The organism is Bradyrhizobium sp. SRS-191 (assembly GCF_024586915.1).
Lineage (GTDB): Bacteria > Pseudomonadota > Alphaproteobacteria > Rhizobiales > Xanthobacteraceae > Bradyrhizobium.
The window spans coordinates 761,497-777,726 of record NZ_JANBVS010000001.1; the positions used below are offsets into that span (position 1 = coordinate 761,497).

The following is a 16,230-nucleotide window of genomic DNA, read 5'->3' on the forward strand; positions in this document are numbered from 1 at the left end:
ATCAGGCGGCGGCTTCGTAGTTCACCGCGGTCTCGGCGATCTTGCTCAGGCTCTCGTCCGTCTTCCGCTCTTCGTTCAAGGTCTGATCGAGCAGCTTGGCCGCCTTCGGCAGATTGAGCTTGAGGGCCCACGCCTTCAGGGTCCCATAGCGGGACATCTCATAGTGCTCGACCGCCTGCGCTGCGGCAAGCAGACCGGCGTCGAGCGCCTGCGTGCCCTTGTACTCGTCCATGATCTCCTTGCCCTCGTCGATGATGCCCTCGATCGCATCGCACTTCTTGCCGCGGGCCGGCTTGCCGATCAGCTCGAAGATCTGCTCGAGACGCTCGATCTGACCTTCGGTCTCGTCCTGGTGCTTGAGGAAGGCGGCCTGCAGCTTGTCCGACTGGGCGGCCTTGGCCATCTTCGGCAGGGTCTTCAGGATCTGCTTCTCGGCGTAGTAGATGTCCTTGAGGGTATCGAGGAAGAGTTCGTTGAGGTCTTTGTCTGCAGCCATGGTGTGCTCCCTGTGTTGTGACCCGACAACCGGAAAGCCACACCCTGGTTCCTGCCTTCGACTACCGCCGGACGAAAATCCTGTCCCGAGCAGGCCGCCCTCCCCACCTTGCCCCTTGTAACAAAACCGTCACCCGGCAAAACTAAAGCTCTTGCCTGCGGCGAGACGCCGCGATTCCGCCGATTGCTTTCAGGAGTTTTCAATGCGCCGCCCGCTCGTGCTGCTGTGCGCCGGACTGACCCTTTTGTCGTCCAGTGCCGCATTTGCGCAGAACGCCACGCCCCGTAACCTCATTCTCTTCATTCCCGACGGCCTGCGCGCGGCGAAGGTGACGCCAGAAACGGCGCCGGCCATGGCCGCCGTCCGCGACAAGGGCGTCAACTTCAAGAACTCGCACTCGCTGTTTCCGACCTTCACCATGGCCAACGGCTCGGCCATGGCGACCGGGCACTATCTCGGCGATACCGGCACGTTCTCGAACACCATCTTCACCGGCTACACCTCGGTGCCGGCCGGCGACACCGTCGTGCCCTTCATCGAGAACGACGCCGTGCTCGGCGACATCGACGAGCATTTCAACGGCGACTATCTCAACGAGGACACGATCCTGAAGCTCGCCCGCAAGGCCGGCTATTCCACGGCCGCGATCGGCAAGCTCGGCCCGACCTACCTGTTCGACCACACCGGCTGCCCCTGCAAGCCCGGCGCGACCTCCTCGATCGTGATCGACGATTCCACCGGCAACAAGGCCGGCGTGCCGATCACTGATGAGTTCAAGGATGCCCTGACCAAGGCCGGCCTGCCGACCGCGACGCCGTCGCGCGGCGACAACGGCAAGGCGGGTGACGCCAAGACGCCGGGCACGACCTCGGCCAATGTCGCCCAGCAGGCCTACATGGCCGATGTCGTCACCAAAGTGGTGCTGCCGATGTTCAAGGCCCGCAACAAGCCGTTCGTGCTGGTGTTCTGGTCACGCGATCCTGACGGCAGCCAGCACAATCACGGCGACAGCCTCAACACCATCACGCCGGGCATCAACGGTCCGACCTCGATGGCCGGCATCAAGAACGCCGACGACAATCTCGCCGCACTGCGCAAGGCGCTCGACGATCTCGGGCTGGCCGCCTCGACCAACATCATGGTGCAGGCCGACCACGGCTTCTCGACCATCTCCAAGGAGAGCAAGACCTCGCCGTCAGCCAAGGTCAGCTATGACGATACGCCGAAGGACTTCCTGCCGATGGGCTTCCTGGCGCTCGACCTCGCCAAGGCGCTCGACCTGCCGCTGTTCGATCCCAACGACAAGAATGCGGCCGTGCCGGCGGGCAAGCATCCGAAGGCCGGCAACGGCGTGCTCGGCAAGGATCCGACCAAGCCCGATCTCGTCGTCGCCACCAATGGCGGCTCCGACCTGATCTATCTGCCGAACAGCGACAAGAAGCTGGCCCGCCGCACCGTCAAGGCGCTGCTCGAGCAGGACTACGTCTCCGGCATCTTCGTCGACGACAAGCTCGGCGAGATCCCGGGCACCCTGCCGCTGTCGGTCGTCAATCTCGACGGCAAGGCGGTGACGCCGCATCCGGCGATCGTCGTCAACTTCCGCTCCTATGTCGCTCCTGGCTGCGACGTGCCGAGCAACTGTTCGGTCGAGGTCGCCGATACCGTGCTGCGCCAGGGCCAGGGCATGCACGGCTCGTTCAGCCGCGGCGACACCTACAACTTCATGGCCGCCATCGGTCCCGACTTCAAGGCGGGCTTCGTCGATCCCCTGCCCGTCAGCAACGCCGATGTCGGCATCACCGCGGCAAAACTGCTCGACCTCAAGGTCTCGCCGAAGGGCAAGCTCGTCGGTCGCGTCATGACGGAGGCGATGCCGAACGGCGCGACGCCGAAGGCCACGACCGATGTCATCAAGTCCGACCCGGCCGGCGGCCTGCGCACCGTCCTGAAGCTGCAGCGCGTCGGCAGCCAGCGCTACTTCGACGCCGCCGGTTTCCCCGGCCGCACCGTGGGGCTGGACGACGAGGCGCCAAAGCAGAAGGCGGCGGCGAAGTAGTCAGATCAGGCGAATGCATATCTCCCCCGGGCGAGCGGAAGCGAACCCGGGGACCTCATCCCGCGTGTCATTTCCCAATGAGAAGCACAGCTCTCTCCACGTCATTGCGAGCGTAGCGAAGCAATCCAGAGTCGCGCGCGCAGCCCTGGATTGCTTCGCTGCGCTCGCAATGACGCCGTGGAAACATCCAGCGACCTCACGACCACCTCACCGGGCCACGTCGAGCGTCACCTTAACCTCGACCGTCTTCCCATTGCGGAGCACGCGCAGCACGACGCGGTCGCCGGGAGTCTTGGCTTCCAGCGCGCGCGTCATGTCATCAGGCGAACCCACCGCCTGGCCATCGATCGCCAGCACCACGTCCCCGAGCGCGAAGCCGCCGTCCCGTGTCAGCCGCGCCGGGATCAGCCCGGCCTTCTCCGCCGCGGAGTCCTGCTCCACATCGAGCACGAACACCCCAGCGACGCCGAGCCGCGAGGCCAGCGCCTCATTGGCCTTGGCATCCGTCCTGATCCCCAGGCTCGGGCTGACATAACGGCCGCTCGCGATCAGCCGCGGCACGATGCGGTTGACCTTGTCGACCGGCACCGCGAACCCGATGCCGGCGGAGGCGCCGGACGGGCTGTAGATCGCGGTGTTGACCCCGATCAGCCGTCCGGCGCTGTCGAGCAGCGGGCCGCCGGAATTGCCGGGATTGATCGCGGCATCGGTCTGGATCAGCCCGTTCAAGGTCCGCTCCTGCGTGACCTGGAGGTTGCGGTTGAGCGCGGAGACGATGCCGGTGGTCAGCGTGCTGCTGAGGCCGAACGGATTGCCGATCGCGAACACCTTCTGCCCGACCTTGAGGTCGGCGCTGGTGCCGACCGGCAGCGGCTTCGGCCGGTCGACGCCGACCCCGATCACCAGCACTGCGAGATCGTTCTCGGGGCTGGCGCCGACCAGGGCCGCACGGAACGAGCGGCCGTCGGTCAGGCTGACCAGTGCCTCGGTGGCGCCCTCGATGACGTGATAGTTGGTGACGACGTGGCCAAGCTCGTCCCACACGAATCCCGAGCCCGTGCCCGACCGCTCCTGCTGCGCATTGCCCGTCCACGGATTGACGGATTGTTGAACGGTCGTGATGAACACCACCGAGCCGCTGCGGCTCTCGAACAGCGCGATCGTGCTTTTCTCGTCGGCGGCGAGATCACCGCGCGGCGTGATGTCGCGGGGTTTTGCGCGCAGGCCGAGCAGTTCGGCCTGGATCAGCGGAAAGCTCTGCCAGGCCATCATGAGCAGCAGCGCCGTCGCCGCGACCGCAACCAGGCGCGCGGCAAAGCTCCATCGGCTCATCTCGACATCTCCGTGCTCGCTCTCATGCGGCCGATCTATTCACCGGCGAGCGCGCTTCATCAAGAGGCCGAGCTTCGGGACGCAACGCGATGGCGCGACAAAAGAAAAGAGCGCGATGAGGTCATCGCGCTCTCGAATCCTCTGAAGGCTCGCTCCGCCTTACATCCCGATGTCGATCATCGACGGCAGCTGCGCCAGCGGCAGCACGCTCACGCCGACCAGCGTGGCCACCATGGCGCGCAGCACGCGGTTCCCGTGGTGCTTGCCGCGCATCCGCTTGGCGACCCACTCCAGCGCATCGGTGCGCACGCCGCGCGCGTTCATCGGCGCCCAGCTCTCGATCGCCGTCTCCGGCGACAGCGCCACGTTGCGCGGCGGCACCGGCAGGCCGGACGCCGAAGCCGTGTGATGCGCGATCGCCTTGGCGAGCAGATCCTCGAAGCGGCCGTCGTCCTTGCGCTCGGTCGCGGCGGCGTCGATCTCGAACAGCGCCTCGGCCTCGGCGCGGCTGACAGGCGTGTCGTTGATCGCGGTCGCCGTGAGGATGCGCGCGCACCAGGCGGCGTCCTCGGCGTCGAGCATGCGGGAGAAATGCACGCGTCCTGCGGTGGTCGGACCCTCGCCGGTGATCACGCCGTCGCGCACGATGCCGAGCGCGGATGCGGCGGTGTCACAACAGGACGGTTCGAGACCATCGATGGTTTTTGGTGCAGAGGTAGCCATGTTCTCTTCTCAGTTGCTGTGTTGACCCACCTTGTCGGCCGGCGTCTGAACGAGTGGTTAACGGTTCGAAACGCTGCTGTGGGTTTTTGTATCGGTTGCCCTTTTGCCGCAGTGACCCGGATCACGGTTCAAAGCAGCTCGCGGCGAGGGGCGGCGTGTTGCGACCGAGACGTGGCGAAATCTGGGCAGACGGTAGTCTCACGGATGTTTCACCGCAGGGGCGGAACTCAAAAGAAGTTGTTGCGCGCTTGAGCTGCAGGAGAACGATGTTCTCTTTTTCCTGGAACGGTTCCCATGTCGGGAGGTATTTCCTATAGTCGAGAGAACAATTTATGCCGCCCCTTCAATTCTTCACGTGAGGACATCATGGCTCTTCAAATCGGCTCCACCGCGCCCGACTTCGAGGCTGAGACCACCGAAGGCAGGATCATATTCCACGATTGGATCGGCGACAGCTGGGCGCTGCTGTTCTCGCACCCGAAGGATTTCACCCCGGTCTGCACCACCGAGCTCGGCGCGCTCGCCCGGCTGAAGCCGGAGTTCGACAAGCGCGGCGTCAAGCTGATGGGCCTGTCGGTCGATCCGGTCGACAAGCACGCGCAATGGTCGGAGGACATCCGCGAGACGCAGGGTGCGGCGCCGAACTACCCGATGATCGGCGACACCGACTACAACGTCTCCAAGCTCTACGACATGCTGCCCGCCGCCATCTCCGGCGATCCGGCCAAGCGCACGGCCGCCGACAATCTGACCGTCCGCAACGTGTTCATCATCGGCCCGGACAAGAAGATCAAGCTGATCCTGGTCTATCCGATGACCACGGGCCGCAACTTCCAGGAAATTCTCCGCGTCATCGACTCGCTGCAGCTGACCGCCAAGCACCGCGTTGCCACCCCCGCCGACTGGAAGCAGGGCGAGGACGTGATCATCGCCGGCTCGGTGTCCGACGACGAGGCCAAGACGATCTACCCGGACGGCTGGAAGGCGCCGAAGCCGTATCTGCGCGTGGTGCCGCAGCCGAAGTAATCTTAAGCGTTAGTTTCCGATCCCGGGCTCTCAGCGTGCAGCCCGGGACTACGGACCATCTCAGCCCCGAGGCGTGACCCAGTCCGCGATCAAGAGGCCGAGCGTCGCGGAGGCCGCGGTCACGAACACGCCCCAGCTGATGTCGAGCGCGACGACCGCCCAAGTCCACTGCTTGAGCATCGCGAGCGACGTCAGCTCGAAGGTGGCGTAGCAGAACAGGCCGAACAGCGCGCCGTACAGCAAGGTCGAGCGCCAGTTCGCATCGGCCGTGCCGTTGACGAAGATCAGCACGCCCACGACGTAGAGCAGATAGAACAGCACCGCCGGCACGGGGCGGATCTCGCCGAGCATCTCGCCGACCTGCGACTGGAAGAAGCCCTTGGCGAGGATGCTCAGGAACGGGATGTCGAAGCCGAGCAGCACGGCCAAGGTTGCGAAATACAGGACGGCGTAGCGGCTCAAGGACGGCTCCTCTTTCGCGGTTCACGCACCGACCGACGTTTCGAAACGACCGGTGCGATCAGCCGCGGCGTTTGGTCTTGGGCTTCTTGCCACCCGGCGCCTTCGACCGTGGGCTATGCGAAGGAAACGACTGTCCGCCGCGGCTGGACTTGTCGCCATGCTGCTTTTTCTTCGTGAAGGCCTGCGCGTGGCCGGACTTCGGCGGAGCATCATGGTGCGACTTGCGGCGCGGTGGCGCATCCGTGTCACGGCGCGGCTCATCACGATGCAGCGGATGATACGCGGTCTCCTCGGCCTTGCGCCGCGGCTCGGCGTCGCGGCGCGGCGGCCGCTTGTCGGGACGCGGCTTGTCCGATCGCGGCTTATCCGGGGCGCCCTGCTCCGTTGGCGCTGCTGCGAGCGGCTCGATCCGGATCGTGTCTTCCTTGTCGGGACGACGGATGTTGGCGGCGAAGCTGTCGGCGACGCGCGCGGCGATCTCGAACTCGGTCGTGGTGTCCGAGATCTTGATGGCGCCGATGTCCTGCTTGTCGATGCCGCCGCGGCGGCAGATCATCGGCAGCAGCCAGCGCGCCTCCGCGTTCTTGCGGCGACCGATCGCCGCGCGGAACCAGACGCTGGGCTCGCCCATGCCGTGGCGCGACGGCTTTCCGCCCTTGGTGCGCGGCGCAGGCGCGCGATCATCGCCACGCGCGACCGTCTCGCGACCACTCCGCGCCACGGTGTCGCGCCCCCGCTCGGGACGCCCGCGGCCGCGATCCTCGACGGCATCGAGGATGTCTTCCGGCGACGGCAGCCGGGCGCGATAGAGCCGCGCCAGCGCGGCGGCGATGTCCTCGGCCGGCCGCTGCGCGAGCAGGATCTGCGCGAGCGCCAGATCGTCCGCCGTCGTCTCCTCGGTGAAGATCGAATCGTCCAGCATGCGCTGCTGGTCGAGCTTGCGGATCTCGTCCGCCTGCGGCGCCGTGCCCCAGACGGCCTCGACACCGGCGAGGCTCAGCAGCATCTCGGCGCGGCGCCTTCGCGCCGGCGGCACCAGCAGCACGCTGACGCCCTTGCGCCCGGCCCGCCCGGTGCGCCCCGAGCGATGCTGCATCACCTCGGGATCGTTCGGCAGCTCGGCATGAATCACGAGGTCGAGATTGGCGAGGTCGATGCCGCGCGCGGCGACGTCGGTCGCGACGCAGACGCGCGAGCGGCCGTCGCGCAGCGACTGCAGCGCCATGGTGCGCTCGTTCTGGGTCAATTCGCCCGACAGCGCCACCACCGAGAAGCCGCGCTCCAGCAGCGCCGCCTGGAGGTGCCGGACCGCCTCGCGGGTGTTGCAGAACACGATCGCGCTCGGCGATTCATAGAAGCGCAGCAGGTTGACCACCGCATGCTCGGCATCGCCCGGCGCGATGCGGATGGCGCGATACTCGATGTCGGCGTGGCCGCCCTCGTCGCCCTCGACCTCGATCCGGAACGCGTCGTTCTGATACTCCTTGGCCAGGGCCACGATGCCGCGCGGGAAGGTCGCCGAGAACAGCAGCGTCCGCCGTGTCTCGGGCGTGGTCTCGAGGATGAACTCCAGATCCTCGCGAAAGCCGAGATTGAGCATCTCGTCGGCCTCGTCGAGCACCAGGGCCTTCAGCTCCGAAATGTCGAGCCGGCTGCGGCGCAGATGATCGCACAGGCGCCCGGGCGTGCCGACGACGATATGCGCCCCCGCCTCCAGTTCGCGCTGCTCGCGCCGCGGGTCCATGCCGCCGACGCAGGACACGACGCGCGCGCCGGCATGCTGGTAAAGCCAGGCCAGTTCGCGCTGCACCTGGAGCGCCAGCTCGCGCGTCGGCGCCACGATCAACGCCAGCGGCGCCGCGGCCACCCCGAACCGCTCGGCCTCGCCGAGCAGATCGGCGGCCATGGCGAGCCCATAGGCCACCGTCTTGCCGGAGCCGGTCTGGGCGGAAACCAGAAGGTCGCGATCGACCGCCTCGTCCGCCAGCACGGCGAGCTGAACGGGCGTGGGCGTTTCATAGTTGCGTTCGGCCAGCGCGCGGGCCAGCGGCGGAGAAGTCACGGGAAAGGACAAGTGGGGGAAAACCTCGTTTCGAGTCCGGCTGCTTTACGCCATGCCGGGCCGGAACACGAGGGCCCAATTGCCTCCCTCGCTCAGCGTGCGGAGCCGATTACTCCTCGCTCCAGGGCCAGTGCCAGTGATGCCAGCCCCACTCGCGCGGACCGCTGGCGTCCATGGCAGCCTTCTGCTTGTCATCCAGGGAATCATACAACGCCTGGAACGCCGGCCGGACCAGCTTGATCGCCTGCTGCATCGCGTCCAGGCGCTGCTCCGCCAGCGCAAGACGGTCCGTCGCCTTGGCGGGAAACGTCGTCGGACAGTCCTTGGTGATCAGCTCGGCCGCCTTGGCCGAGGCCGCCTTGAGATCGTCGAGCCGCGCCCGCTGGGTCTCGTTCGGCTTGATCGCGCTCTCGATCTGCGACAGGCGCCATTCGGCAAATCCGGCCATGCGGGGATTGCAGAGAAAGCCGAAGCCCCGGCCGCCCATCATGCCGGGCCCCATCATCATGCCCGGGCCCCAGCCCGGAGGTCCTCCTGCCCCCGGCTGGGCGAAGGACGGTGCGACGATCGCCGCCGTGACGGCGGCGGCCAGGATCAACGCGCGTGCATCTGCTCGCATGGTGGAACTCCCTTGACGTGACATCAATGAGTTCGTGCAAACTAACTGGACAGCCAACGCAGCTGATTGAGCAGGATCAACGGAACCGTCATGCGCCCCGGGCGAGTTGACACTATGCGAATGAAGCGCAGCTATCGCTGGATATGGTCGTCGCTGGTGGCGTCGGGCTGCGGGACACTGGCGCATATGGGCCTGATGCAGCTCAAGACCGCGCTGCATGTCTTGCCGCAGTTCGAGCCCTCCTCCGCGCTGCTCGACACGCTCTCGCCGCTGCTCCTCGACGTGACACATCTGCAGGCACCGCTGTGGCTGCTCTCGCAGCTCAACGGCGCTTTCATCATCGGCCTGCTGTTCGGTCACTTCTTCCACCGCTTGCCGGGCCGCAGCGGCCTCGGCAAAGGCTTTCTGCTCGGCCTTGCCGCCTGGGCAATGCTTGGGATCGCGCTGTTTCCAGCCATCGGCCTCGGGCCGTTCGGACTGTCGCTCGGCCTCGGCGCGGGCCCCGCGCTGTTCTCGCTGGCCATGGTCGAGGCCTACAGCGTTGTCCTTGGCGCGGTCTATGAGGCCCTGCAAAGATCCGACGTTGAACCGCCGCGCAGCGAAGGCTCTCCTCCGGTCTGACGACGACGCCTTCGCGCATCATATTCGACAAAGCCGAATCTTTTCTGTTTCGCTTTCTCGGAATTCGTGTATGATCCGCCTCGTCCTGCCCCATGCAGAGGGACGTACGCGTCGTCACGAACGTCGGGTGCGGGATGCGGTGCCGCCGATCATGCCGGACGCGCTTGTGCGCAGACGACCGGCATGGTTGCGGACGTGAAGTCGCAGCGTCCTGATACCCCGAAGCTGGTATCACCCGCGCGATGCGCAAGCATCGTCGCGGCATGGTGGCCAACAAGCCCGGCGCACCAGGGAGACTGCGTATAAGCGTGAAGACACCGCGCAGGGAATGCCGGATGATCGGCTTTGCCTGTGGTACCTGCCGCCTGCATTTTCTTTCGCAGGCGGGCCATGGGTGAGGCCTTCACCCGGCATTCCCTGCACCCTCTCGTTTGTGTGAGGGCGAACTGATCGCAGACCTCGGGCTGTGAGTGCCGCGGGAGCGCTAACGCATGTCCATGAGATGCTCCGCACGCGCATCCATCTTCAGTGTCGTCCCGGACAGGCTGCGGCGCGCGTCAGCGCGACGCGGCGCCGATCCGGGACCCATACTCCCCGGCGGACGTGAGGCGGAAGGTGTGTAACGACGTGCGTGCCCCAAGCCACTCCCTGTGGTTATGGGTCCCGGCTTTCGCCGGGACGACAGCGGAGATTGTGAACGGCACCGAGCCATTGCGCGCAACACGGTGTTTGGTGCTGCGACAAACAACATCCCAGCAGCCAGCAGGGTTGAGCCCGCACCAAACCACGACTTCAAATCCGCATCGCAAAATCGCAGAGCAGCAACACGCATCTCCGCTGGCGCAATGGCATGGGACTTGCTCAAATCGCACATCAACTCGTCGCTTGCGGAGACAATCGAATGCTTGAAGGAGCCGAAGTCCGGCTGGCCGTCGATATCGGGGGAACGTTCACCGATATCGTTCTCGACATCGGCTCGCAGCGCCTGACACGCAAGGTGCTGACGACGCCGACGCAGCCGGAGCAGGCCGTACTGAACGGCACCCGTCTCATTCTCGCCGATGCCAGGGCGCGCATCTCGGATATCGACGTCTTCATTCACGGCACCACGCTCGCCACCAACGCCATCATCGAGCGGCGCGGCGCGAAGACCGCGCTGATCGCCACCTCCGGCTTCCGCGATGTTCTGGATATTGGAACTGAGAGCCGCTACGACCAGTACGATCTTTCGATCGACAAGCCGAAGCCACTGGTGCCGCGGAGCTTGCGCTTCACTGTTCCTGAGCGCGTCGATGCACACGGCGACATCAGGCTGCCGCTCGATGAAGCGGCGGTGCGCGCGCTGGTGCCGCAGCTGCGGGCGCTGGAGATCGGCAGCATCGCCATCGCCTTCCTGCACGCCTACGCCAATCCCGCGCATGAGCGGCGGGCCGGCGAGATCCTGGCCGAGGCGATGCCTGACATCTCGATCACGCTGTCGTCGGCCGTCTGTCCCGAAATCCGGGAGTATGAGCGGACGTCGACCGCGGTCGCCAACGCCTATGTGCAGCCGCTGATGGATTCCTATCTCGCCCGCATGGATCAGGCGCTGCGCGTCGAGCAGTTCCGCGGCGCGATCTATCTGGTCACGTCAGGCGGCGGCGTGACCTCCATCGACACCGCGCGACGCTTTCCCGTGCGTCTCGTCGAGTCCGGTCCCGCCGGCGGCGCGATCTTCGCAAGCCAGATCGCGGCACGGCTCGGCGAACACAAGGTGCTGTCGTTCGACATGGGCGGCACGACCGCCAAGATCTGTCTGATCGAAGACTTCGAGCCGGAGAGCTCGCGCGTGTTCGAGGTCGACCGCGCCGCGCGCTTCCTCAAGGGCTCGGGCCTGCCGGTGCGTATTCCCGTGATCGAGATGGTCGAGATCGGCGCCGGCGGCGGCTCGGTCGCGCGGATCGATGCGATGAAGCGCGTCACCGTCGGTCCCGAGAGCGCCTCCTCCGAACCGGGCCCCGCCTGCTATGGCCGCGGCGGCCAGCGTCCGGCGGTCACCGATTCCGACGTCGCGCTCGGCATGATCGATCCCGATGCCTTTGCCGGCGGCACCATCAAGCTCGATCCGGAATTGTCGAAACAGGCCCTGCTCCGCGACGTCGGCGCGCCGCTCGGCCTCGACGCCGAGACCGCAGCCTATGCGGTGCACGAAGTCGTCTGCGAGAACATGGCAAGCGCAGCGCGCGTCCATGCCGTCGAGCGCGGCGCGATCATCGGCCAGCACACGCTGATCGCGTTCGGGGGTGCGGCGCCGCTGCATGCCGCCCGCGTCGCCGAGAAGATCGGCGTCGCCAGGGTGATCGTACCGTCGAATGCCGGCGTCGGCTCGGCGGTCGGCTTCCTCGCAGCTCCCATCGCCTACGAACTCGTGCGCAGCCGCCATGCACGGCTCGACGATTTCGACACCGCGCTGGTCTCCGGCCTGCTGCAGGAGATGGCCGATGAGGCGCGTGCTCTGGTCGAGCCCGGCGCGGCCGGCGCTCCGGTGCGCGAGCGCCGCTCCGCCTTCATGCGCTATGTCGGCCAGGGCCACGAGATCAGTGTCGAGCTGCCGAACCGCGCACTCACCACAGAAGATCTCCCTGCCCTGCGCAAGACCTTCGAGGCCGGCTACGCCGCGCTGTTCGAGCGCGCCATTCCGGGTGCCGCGATCGAGGTGCTGAGCTGGTCGGTGCTGGCGACGACGGACGCGCGCCAGCCCGCCACCATCGCCGACGTGACGCGCAAGCCCGCCGGCGCTGCCGCCGGCCATCGCAAATTCTTCGACGGCCGCGCCGGCCGCTTCGTCGACATCCCGCTGTACCGCCGCGAGCAGATGACGCCCGGCGCGGTCATCGCGGGACCTGCCGTGATCGCCGAGGACGAGACCTCGACCTTCATCTCCAACAGTTTCGACGCGCATATCGACGGTGCCGGCAGCATCGTCATGGAACGGAAGGCGGCCTAGCGATGAGCGCATCACAAACCAGCCTGATCGACCTGCAGATCATGTGGCATCGGCTGATCGCCGTGGTCGAGGAGCAGGCGCAGGTGCTGCTGCGCACCGCGTTCAGCCCGATCGTGCGCGAATGCGGCGACCTCTCCGCGGGCGTGTTCGATCTCAAGGGCCGCATGCTGGCGCAGGCCGTCACTGGCACCCCGGGCCACGTCAACTCGATGGCGGAGTCGGTGAAGCACTTCATCGCGCACTTCCCGATCGAGACGATGAAGCCCGGCGATGCCTACATCACCAATGATCCCTGGATGGGCACCGGCCATCTCAACGACTTCGTCGTCACCACGCCCTGCTTCAAGGACGGCCAGCCGGTCGCGCTGTTCTCCTGCACCAGTCACCTGATGGACATCGGCGGCATCGGCTTCGGTCCTGACGGCACCGACGTGTTCATGGAGGGGCTGTACATCCCGATGCTGAAGCTGATCGACCAGGGCGTCGTCAACGAGACGCTCATGGCCATGATCCGCGCCAACACGCGGCTGCCGGTCGATACCGAGGGCGACACCTACTCGCTCGCCGCCTGCAACGATGTCGGCTGCCAGCGTCTGGTCGAGATGATGACCGAGTTCGGCATCTCTTCGCTCGACGAGCTCGGCGACTACGTCTGCGAGCGCTCGCGCGAAGCGGTGCTGGCCGAGATCAGGAAGCTGCCCAAGGGCACCTGGCGCAACGAGATGGTGGTCGACGGCTACGATGCGCCGGTGACGTTGAAGGCGGCGCTGACGATCAGCGATGACGGCATCCACGTCGATTTCGACGGCACGTCGAAAGCCTCGAAATTCGGCATCAACGTGCCGCTGTCCTACACGACGGCCTATACCGTGTTCGGCCTCGGCTGCGTGGTGGCTTCCGCGATCCCCAACAATGCCGGCTCGCTGTCGCCGCTCACGGTCTCGGCGCCCTCGGCCGCGATCCTCAATGCGCCAAAGCCCGCGCCGGTCGCCTCGCGCCATGTCATCGGCCAGATGCTGCCCGACGTCGTGTTCGGCTGCCTGCGCCAGATCATTCCGGAGCGGGTGCCGGCCGAAGGCACGTCGTGCTTGTGGAATCTCAACGTGCGCGGCCAGACCCGCTCCGGTGCCGGCGGCAATTACGGGTTCTCGATGGCCGTGACCTCGAACGGCGGCACCGGCGCGCGCTTCGACAAGGACGGCCTGTCGGCGACCGCCTACCCTAGCGGCGTGCGCGGCACGCCGGTCGAGATCGCGGAGACGCAGACACCGCTGATCTTCTGGCGCAAGGAGCTGCGGCCCGACTCGGGCGGCGCCGGCCGCACCCGCGGCGGCCTCGGCCAGATCATCGAAGTCGGCAGCGGCGTCGACGCCCCGTTCGACATCCTCGCCGCCTTCGACCGCATCGACCACCCGCCCCGCGGCCGCGACGGCGGCCACAATGGCGAGGCCGGCTACGTCGGACTGGCGTCGGGCAAGAAGCTGCGCGGCAAGGGTTTCCAGACCGTGCCGCCGGACGACCGGCTCGTGGTGCTCACGCCGGGCGGCGCCGGCATCGGCGATCCCCGCGAGCGCGCGACGGACTTGGTGCAGGGCGACGTCGAGAGCGGGTTGGTGTCGGCGGACAACGCGGCAAAGCTTTACGGACAGGCGCGGTGAGATCTCATGTCTGCCGGAATATCTGTGGCCTCATGGTTCGAGACGCGTCGCAACGGCGACGCTCCTCACCATGAGGGTTTAGCACCGCGATCGATGCTGCACATTGACCATGAGAAACGTCCTCATGGAGAGAATCAGCATCTTGCCGCGCAACGAGCCCTCATCCTGAGGAGCCCGCCGCAGGCGGGCGTCTCGAAGGATGGCCACGGCCACGCTGCCCGCCAAACCTCTTTCATCTTCCTTAGCTCAGCAACGAAGCGGAGACATCGATGATCACACGACGGACGTTCACCGCAGGGGCAGCCACCCTGCTCGCCGGCACCCAGCTCTCGACCAAGGCGCGGGCGGCCACGACCAGCTGGGACATGTCGACGGTCTGGCCCGACGGCAACTTCCACACCCAGAACGCGATGGCGTTCGCCGAGGAGGTGAAGAAGCAGACCAATGGTGCCGTCAACATCACGGTGAAGGCCGGCGGTCAGCTCGGCTTCAAGGGCCCGGAGCATCTGCGCGCGGTGCGCGACGGCCTCGTCCCGCTCGCAGACGTGCTCAACATCCAGCAGGTCGGCGACGAGCCCTTCATGGGCGTCGAGAGCATCCCGTTCCTTGCCGGCTCGATGGACGAGCTCAAGGTGCTGCACAAATACGTCCGGCCGGAATACGACAAGATCGCCGCGCGCAACAACCAGAAGATCCTCTATATCGTGCCGTGGCCGACGCAGTATCTGCACCTGAAGGTCAAAGCATCGGATGTCGCCGGGCTGAAGAACATCAAGATCCGCGTGCCCGACAAGAACGCGGTCGACATGCTCAACGCCATCGGCATGGCCGCGGTCATGATCCCCTGGGGCGAAACCATCCCCGCGCTGGCCTCCGGCGCGGTCGCGGGCGTCTCGACCTCGTCGGTGTCGGGCGTCGACGGCAAGTTCTGGGAGTTCCTGAAATACGTCTACCCGACCAACCATGTGTGGTCGTCGCAGATGCTCAACGTGAACCTCGACTCCTGGAAGGCGCTGACGCCGGAGCAGCAGAAGACCGTCGCCGACATCGCCGCCAAGATGGAGCCGACCTTCTGGGCGAATTCGCTGAAGGCCGACGTCGACAGCCTCAACCGCCTCAAGGAAGGCGGCATGGAGGTGGTGCCGGTCTCGGATGCGATGATGACGGAGATCCGCGCCAAGACCGCGCCGCAGATGGACGCCTTCCTCAAGCGCGTCCCAGCCGCTGACCAGCCGGTGAAGGCCTATCTCGCCGAGATGAAGCGTGGCTGAGATCGCACAGGCCGCCTCGCCGGGCGAACGGGCGAGCCTCAATGCAGCGGCGCCTGCGCCGCTCCGCGTCCTGCTCGATATCATCGACCGGCTCGGCCGGCTCGACGGCTGGATCGGCGGCGGTTGCCTGCTGACCTTGACGGCGCTGATGCTGGCGGAGGTGACGACGCGGGCGTTGTCGAACGTGCTGCCGTTCTTCCCGCCGACGATCTCGATCGCCTGGGAATACTCGTCCTACCTGATGGCAGCGTCCTTCACCTTCGGCGCCGCCATGACGTTGCGGGTCGGCGGCCACATCCGCGTGGTGCTGCTGCTCAAGAACGTACCCGCGCCGTTGCAGCGCGCGCTCGAGGTGCTGGCCGCCGCCGCCGGCTTCGCCTTCATGGCCTTCCTGACTTCGGCCATGACGAAGTTCGCGTGGAGCTCGTTCGTCCGCGGCCAGGTCTCGACCTCCAGCGACACCCCGCTGTGGTTTCCGCAAGCCGTCGTGACGTTCGGCATGCTGCTCCTCACGCTGCAATTCCTCGCGCGTGCGATCCAGGCTGCGCTGGGACTGCCGCTGGAGGACCACCGGATGAAGGCGTCGCCGGTCGAATGAGGAGACGCGAACTAATAAAGACACACAATTGGTTCCTGCAGACCGCCAGCGGCAGGCGCATTTATCGCCTGCCATCGAGTGAGCAAGCTCTTTCCCCGCATGCGGTGCGCTCCCTCGCCCCGCTCTTGCGGGGAGAGGGTTGGGGTGAGGGGCAGACGCACGGGAAGTGTACGTGGTCAGACCTGTACCCCCTCACCCGGATTGCATCTGACGATGCAATCCGACCTCTCCCCGCAAGCGGGGCGAGGTTGCACTGCGTCCGCCGCGCGAGCGGCGCAGATCTTGAGCATTCAACGCGAGATCGTGCGGGGCGACTGCCC

General features: G+C 66.3%; 13 protein-coding genes. 7 read left to right on the forward strand and 6 right to left on the reverse strand.

Annotated features, from left to right (window positions below; genetic code table 11):
* Nucleotide 1: 1 nt before the first annotated feature.
* The gene (locus NLR35_RS03435; protein ID WP_257165135.1) at nt 2–496 is read right to left on the reverse strand and encodes a ferritin-like domain-containing protein; all 495 of its coding nucleotides are present in this window, start codon (nt 494–496) and stop codon (nt 2–4) included.
* 202 nt (nt 497–698) lie between these two features.
* Here NLR35_RS03435 and NLR35_RS03440 point away from each other — a divergent pair, with 202 nt between their 5' ends.
* A complete protein-coding gene (locus tag NLR35_RS03440; RefSeq protein WP_257165136.1) occupies nt 699–2,552 on the forward strand; it encodes an alkaline phosphatase family protein in 1,854 nt (617 codons plus the stop codon).
* 207 nt (nt 2,553–2,759) lie between these two features.
* Here NLR35_RS03440 and NLR35_RS03445 read toward each other — a convergent pair whose 3' ends face one another.
* On the reverse strand, nt 2,760–3,884 hold the full coding sequence (locus NLR35_RS03445) for a S1C family serine protease (protein ID WP_257165137.1): 1,125 nt from the start codon (nt 3,882–3,884) through the stop codon (nt 2,760–2,762).
* Between the two features lie 159 nt (nt 3,885–4,043).
* A complete protein-coding gene (locus NLR35_RS03450) occupies nt 4,044–4,607 on the reverse strand; it encodes a hypothetical protein (RefSeq protein WP_257165138.1) in 564 nt (187 codons plus the stop codon).
* Nucleotides 4,608–4,973: 366 nt separating this feature from the next.
* Between NLR35_RS03450 and NLR35_RS03455 the strand changes: the two genes are divergently transcribed.
* The gene (locus NLR35_RS03455) at nt 4,974–5,633 is read left to right on the forward strand and encodes a peroxiredoxin (RefSeq protein ID WP_257165139.1); all 660 of its coding nucleotides are present in this window, start codon (nt 4,974–4,976) and stop codon (nt 5,631–5,633) included.
* A gap of 60 nt (nt 5,634–5,693) precedes the next feature.
* Here NLR35_RS03455 and NLR35_RS03460 read toward each other — a convergent pair whose 3' ends face one another.
* The 3 genes from NLR35_RS03460 to NLR35_RS03470 form a co-directional block, all read right to left on the reverse strand.
* Nucleotides 5,694–6,095 carry a DUF2177 family protein gene (locus NLR35_RS03460; protein ID WP_257165140.1) on the reverse strand — a complete coding sequence of 134 codons (402 nt, stop codon included), beginning with the start codon at nt 6,093–6,095 and terminating at the stop codon, nt 5,694–5,696.
* Between the two features lie 58 nt (nt 6,096–6,153).
* Nucleotides 6,154–8,169, reverse strand: coding sequence for a DEAD/DEAH box helicase (locus tag NLR35_RS03465; RefSeq protein ID WP_257165141.1), 2,016 nt, complete (start codon nt 8,167–8,169; stop codon nt 6,154–6,156).
* 97 nt (nt 8,170–8,266) lie between these two features.
* The gene (locus NLR35_RS03470) at nt 8,267–8,776 is read right to left on the reverse strand and encodes a Spy/CpxP family protein refolding chaperone (protein ID WP_257165142.1); all 510 of its coding nucleotides are present in this window, start codon (nt 8,774–8,776) and stop codon (nt 8,267–8,269) included.
* 120 nt (nt 8,777–8,896) lie between these two features.
* Here NLR35_RS03470 and NLR35_RS03475 point away from each other — a divergent pair, with 120 nt between their 5' ends.
* The 5 genes from NLR35_RS03475 to NLR35_RS03495 all read left to right on the forward strand — a co-directional run bounded on the left by NLR35_RS03475 (nt 8,897) and on the right by NLR35_RS03495 (nt 15,910).
* A complete protein-coding gene (locus tag NLR35_RS03475) occupies nt 8,897–9,397 on the forward strand; it encodes a DUF6789 family protein (RefSeq protein ID WP_257165143.1) in 501 nt (166 codons plus the stop codon).
* 901 nt (nt 9,398–10,298) lie between these two features.
* The gene (locus tag NLR35_RS03480; RefSeq protein ID WP_257165144.1) at nt 10,299–12,383 is read left to right on the forward strand and encodes a hydantoinase/oxoprolinase family protein; all 2,085 of its coding nucleotides are present in this window, start codon (nt 10,299–10,301) and stop codon (nt 12,381–12,383) included.
* Nucleotides 12,384–12,385: 2 nt separating this feature from the next.
* A complete protein-coding gene (locus NLR35_RS03485; protein ID WP_257165145.1) occupies nt 12,386–14,041 on the forward strand; it encodes a hydantoinase B/oxoprolinase family protein in 1,656 nt (551 codons plus the stop codon).
* 269 nt (nt 14,042–14,310) lie between these two features.
* On the forward strand, nt 14,311–15,312 hold the full coding sequence (locus NLR35_RS03490; RefSeq protein ID WP_257165146.1) for a TRAP transporter substrate-binding protein: 1,002 nt from the start codon (nt 14,311–14,313) through the stop codon (nt 15,310–15,312).
* Nucleotides 15,305–15,910: a TRAP transporter small permease gene (locus tag NLR35_RS03495; RefSeq protein ID WP_257165147.1), complete on the forward strand. Its 606-nt coding sequence runs from the start codon at nt 15,305–15,307 to the stop codon at nt 15,908–15,910. The genes NLR35_RS03490 and NLR35_RS03495 overlap by 8 nt, the downstream gene beginning before the upstream one ends.
* Nucleotides 15,911–16,230 lie beyond the last annotated feature (320 nt).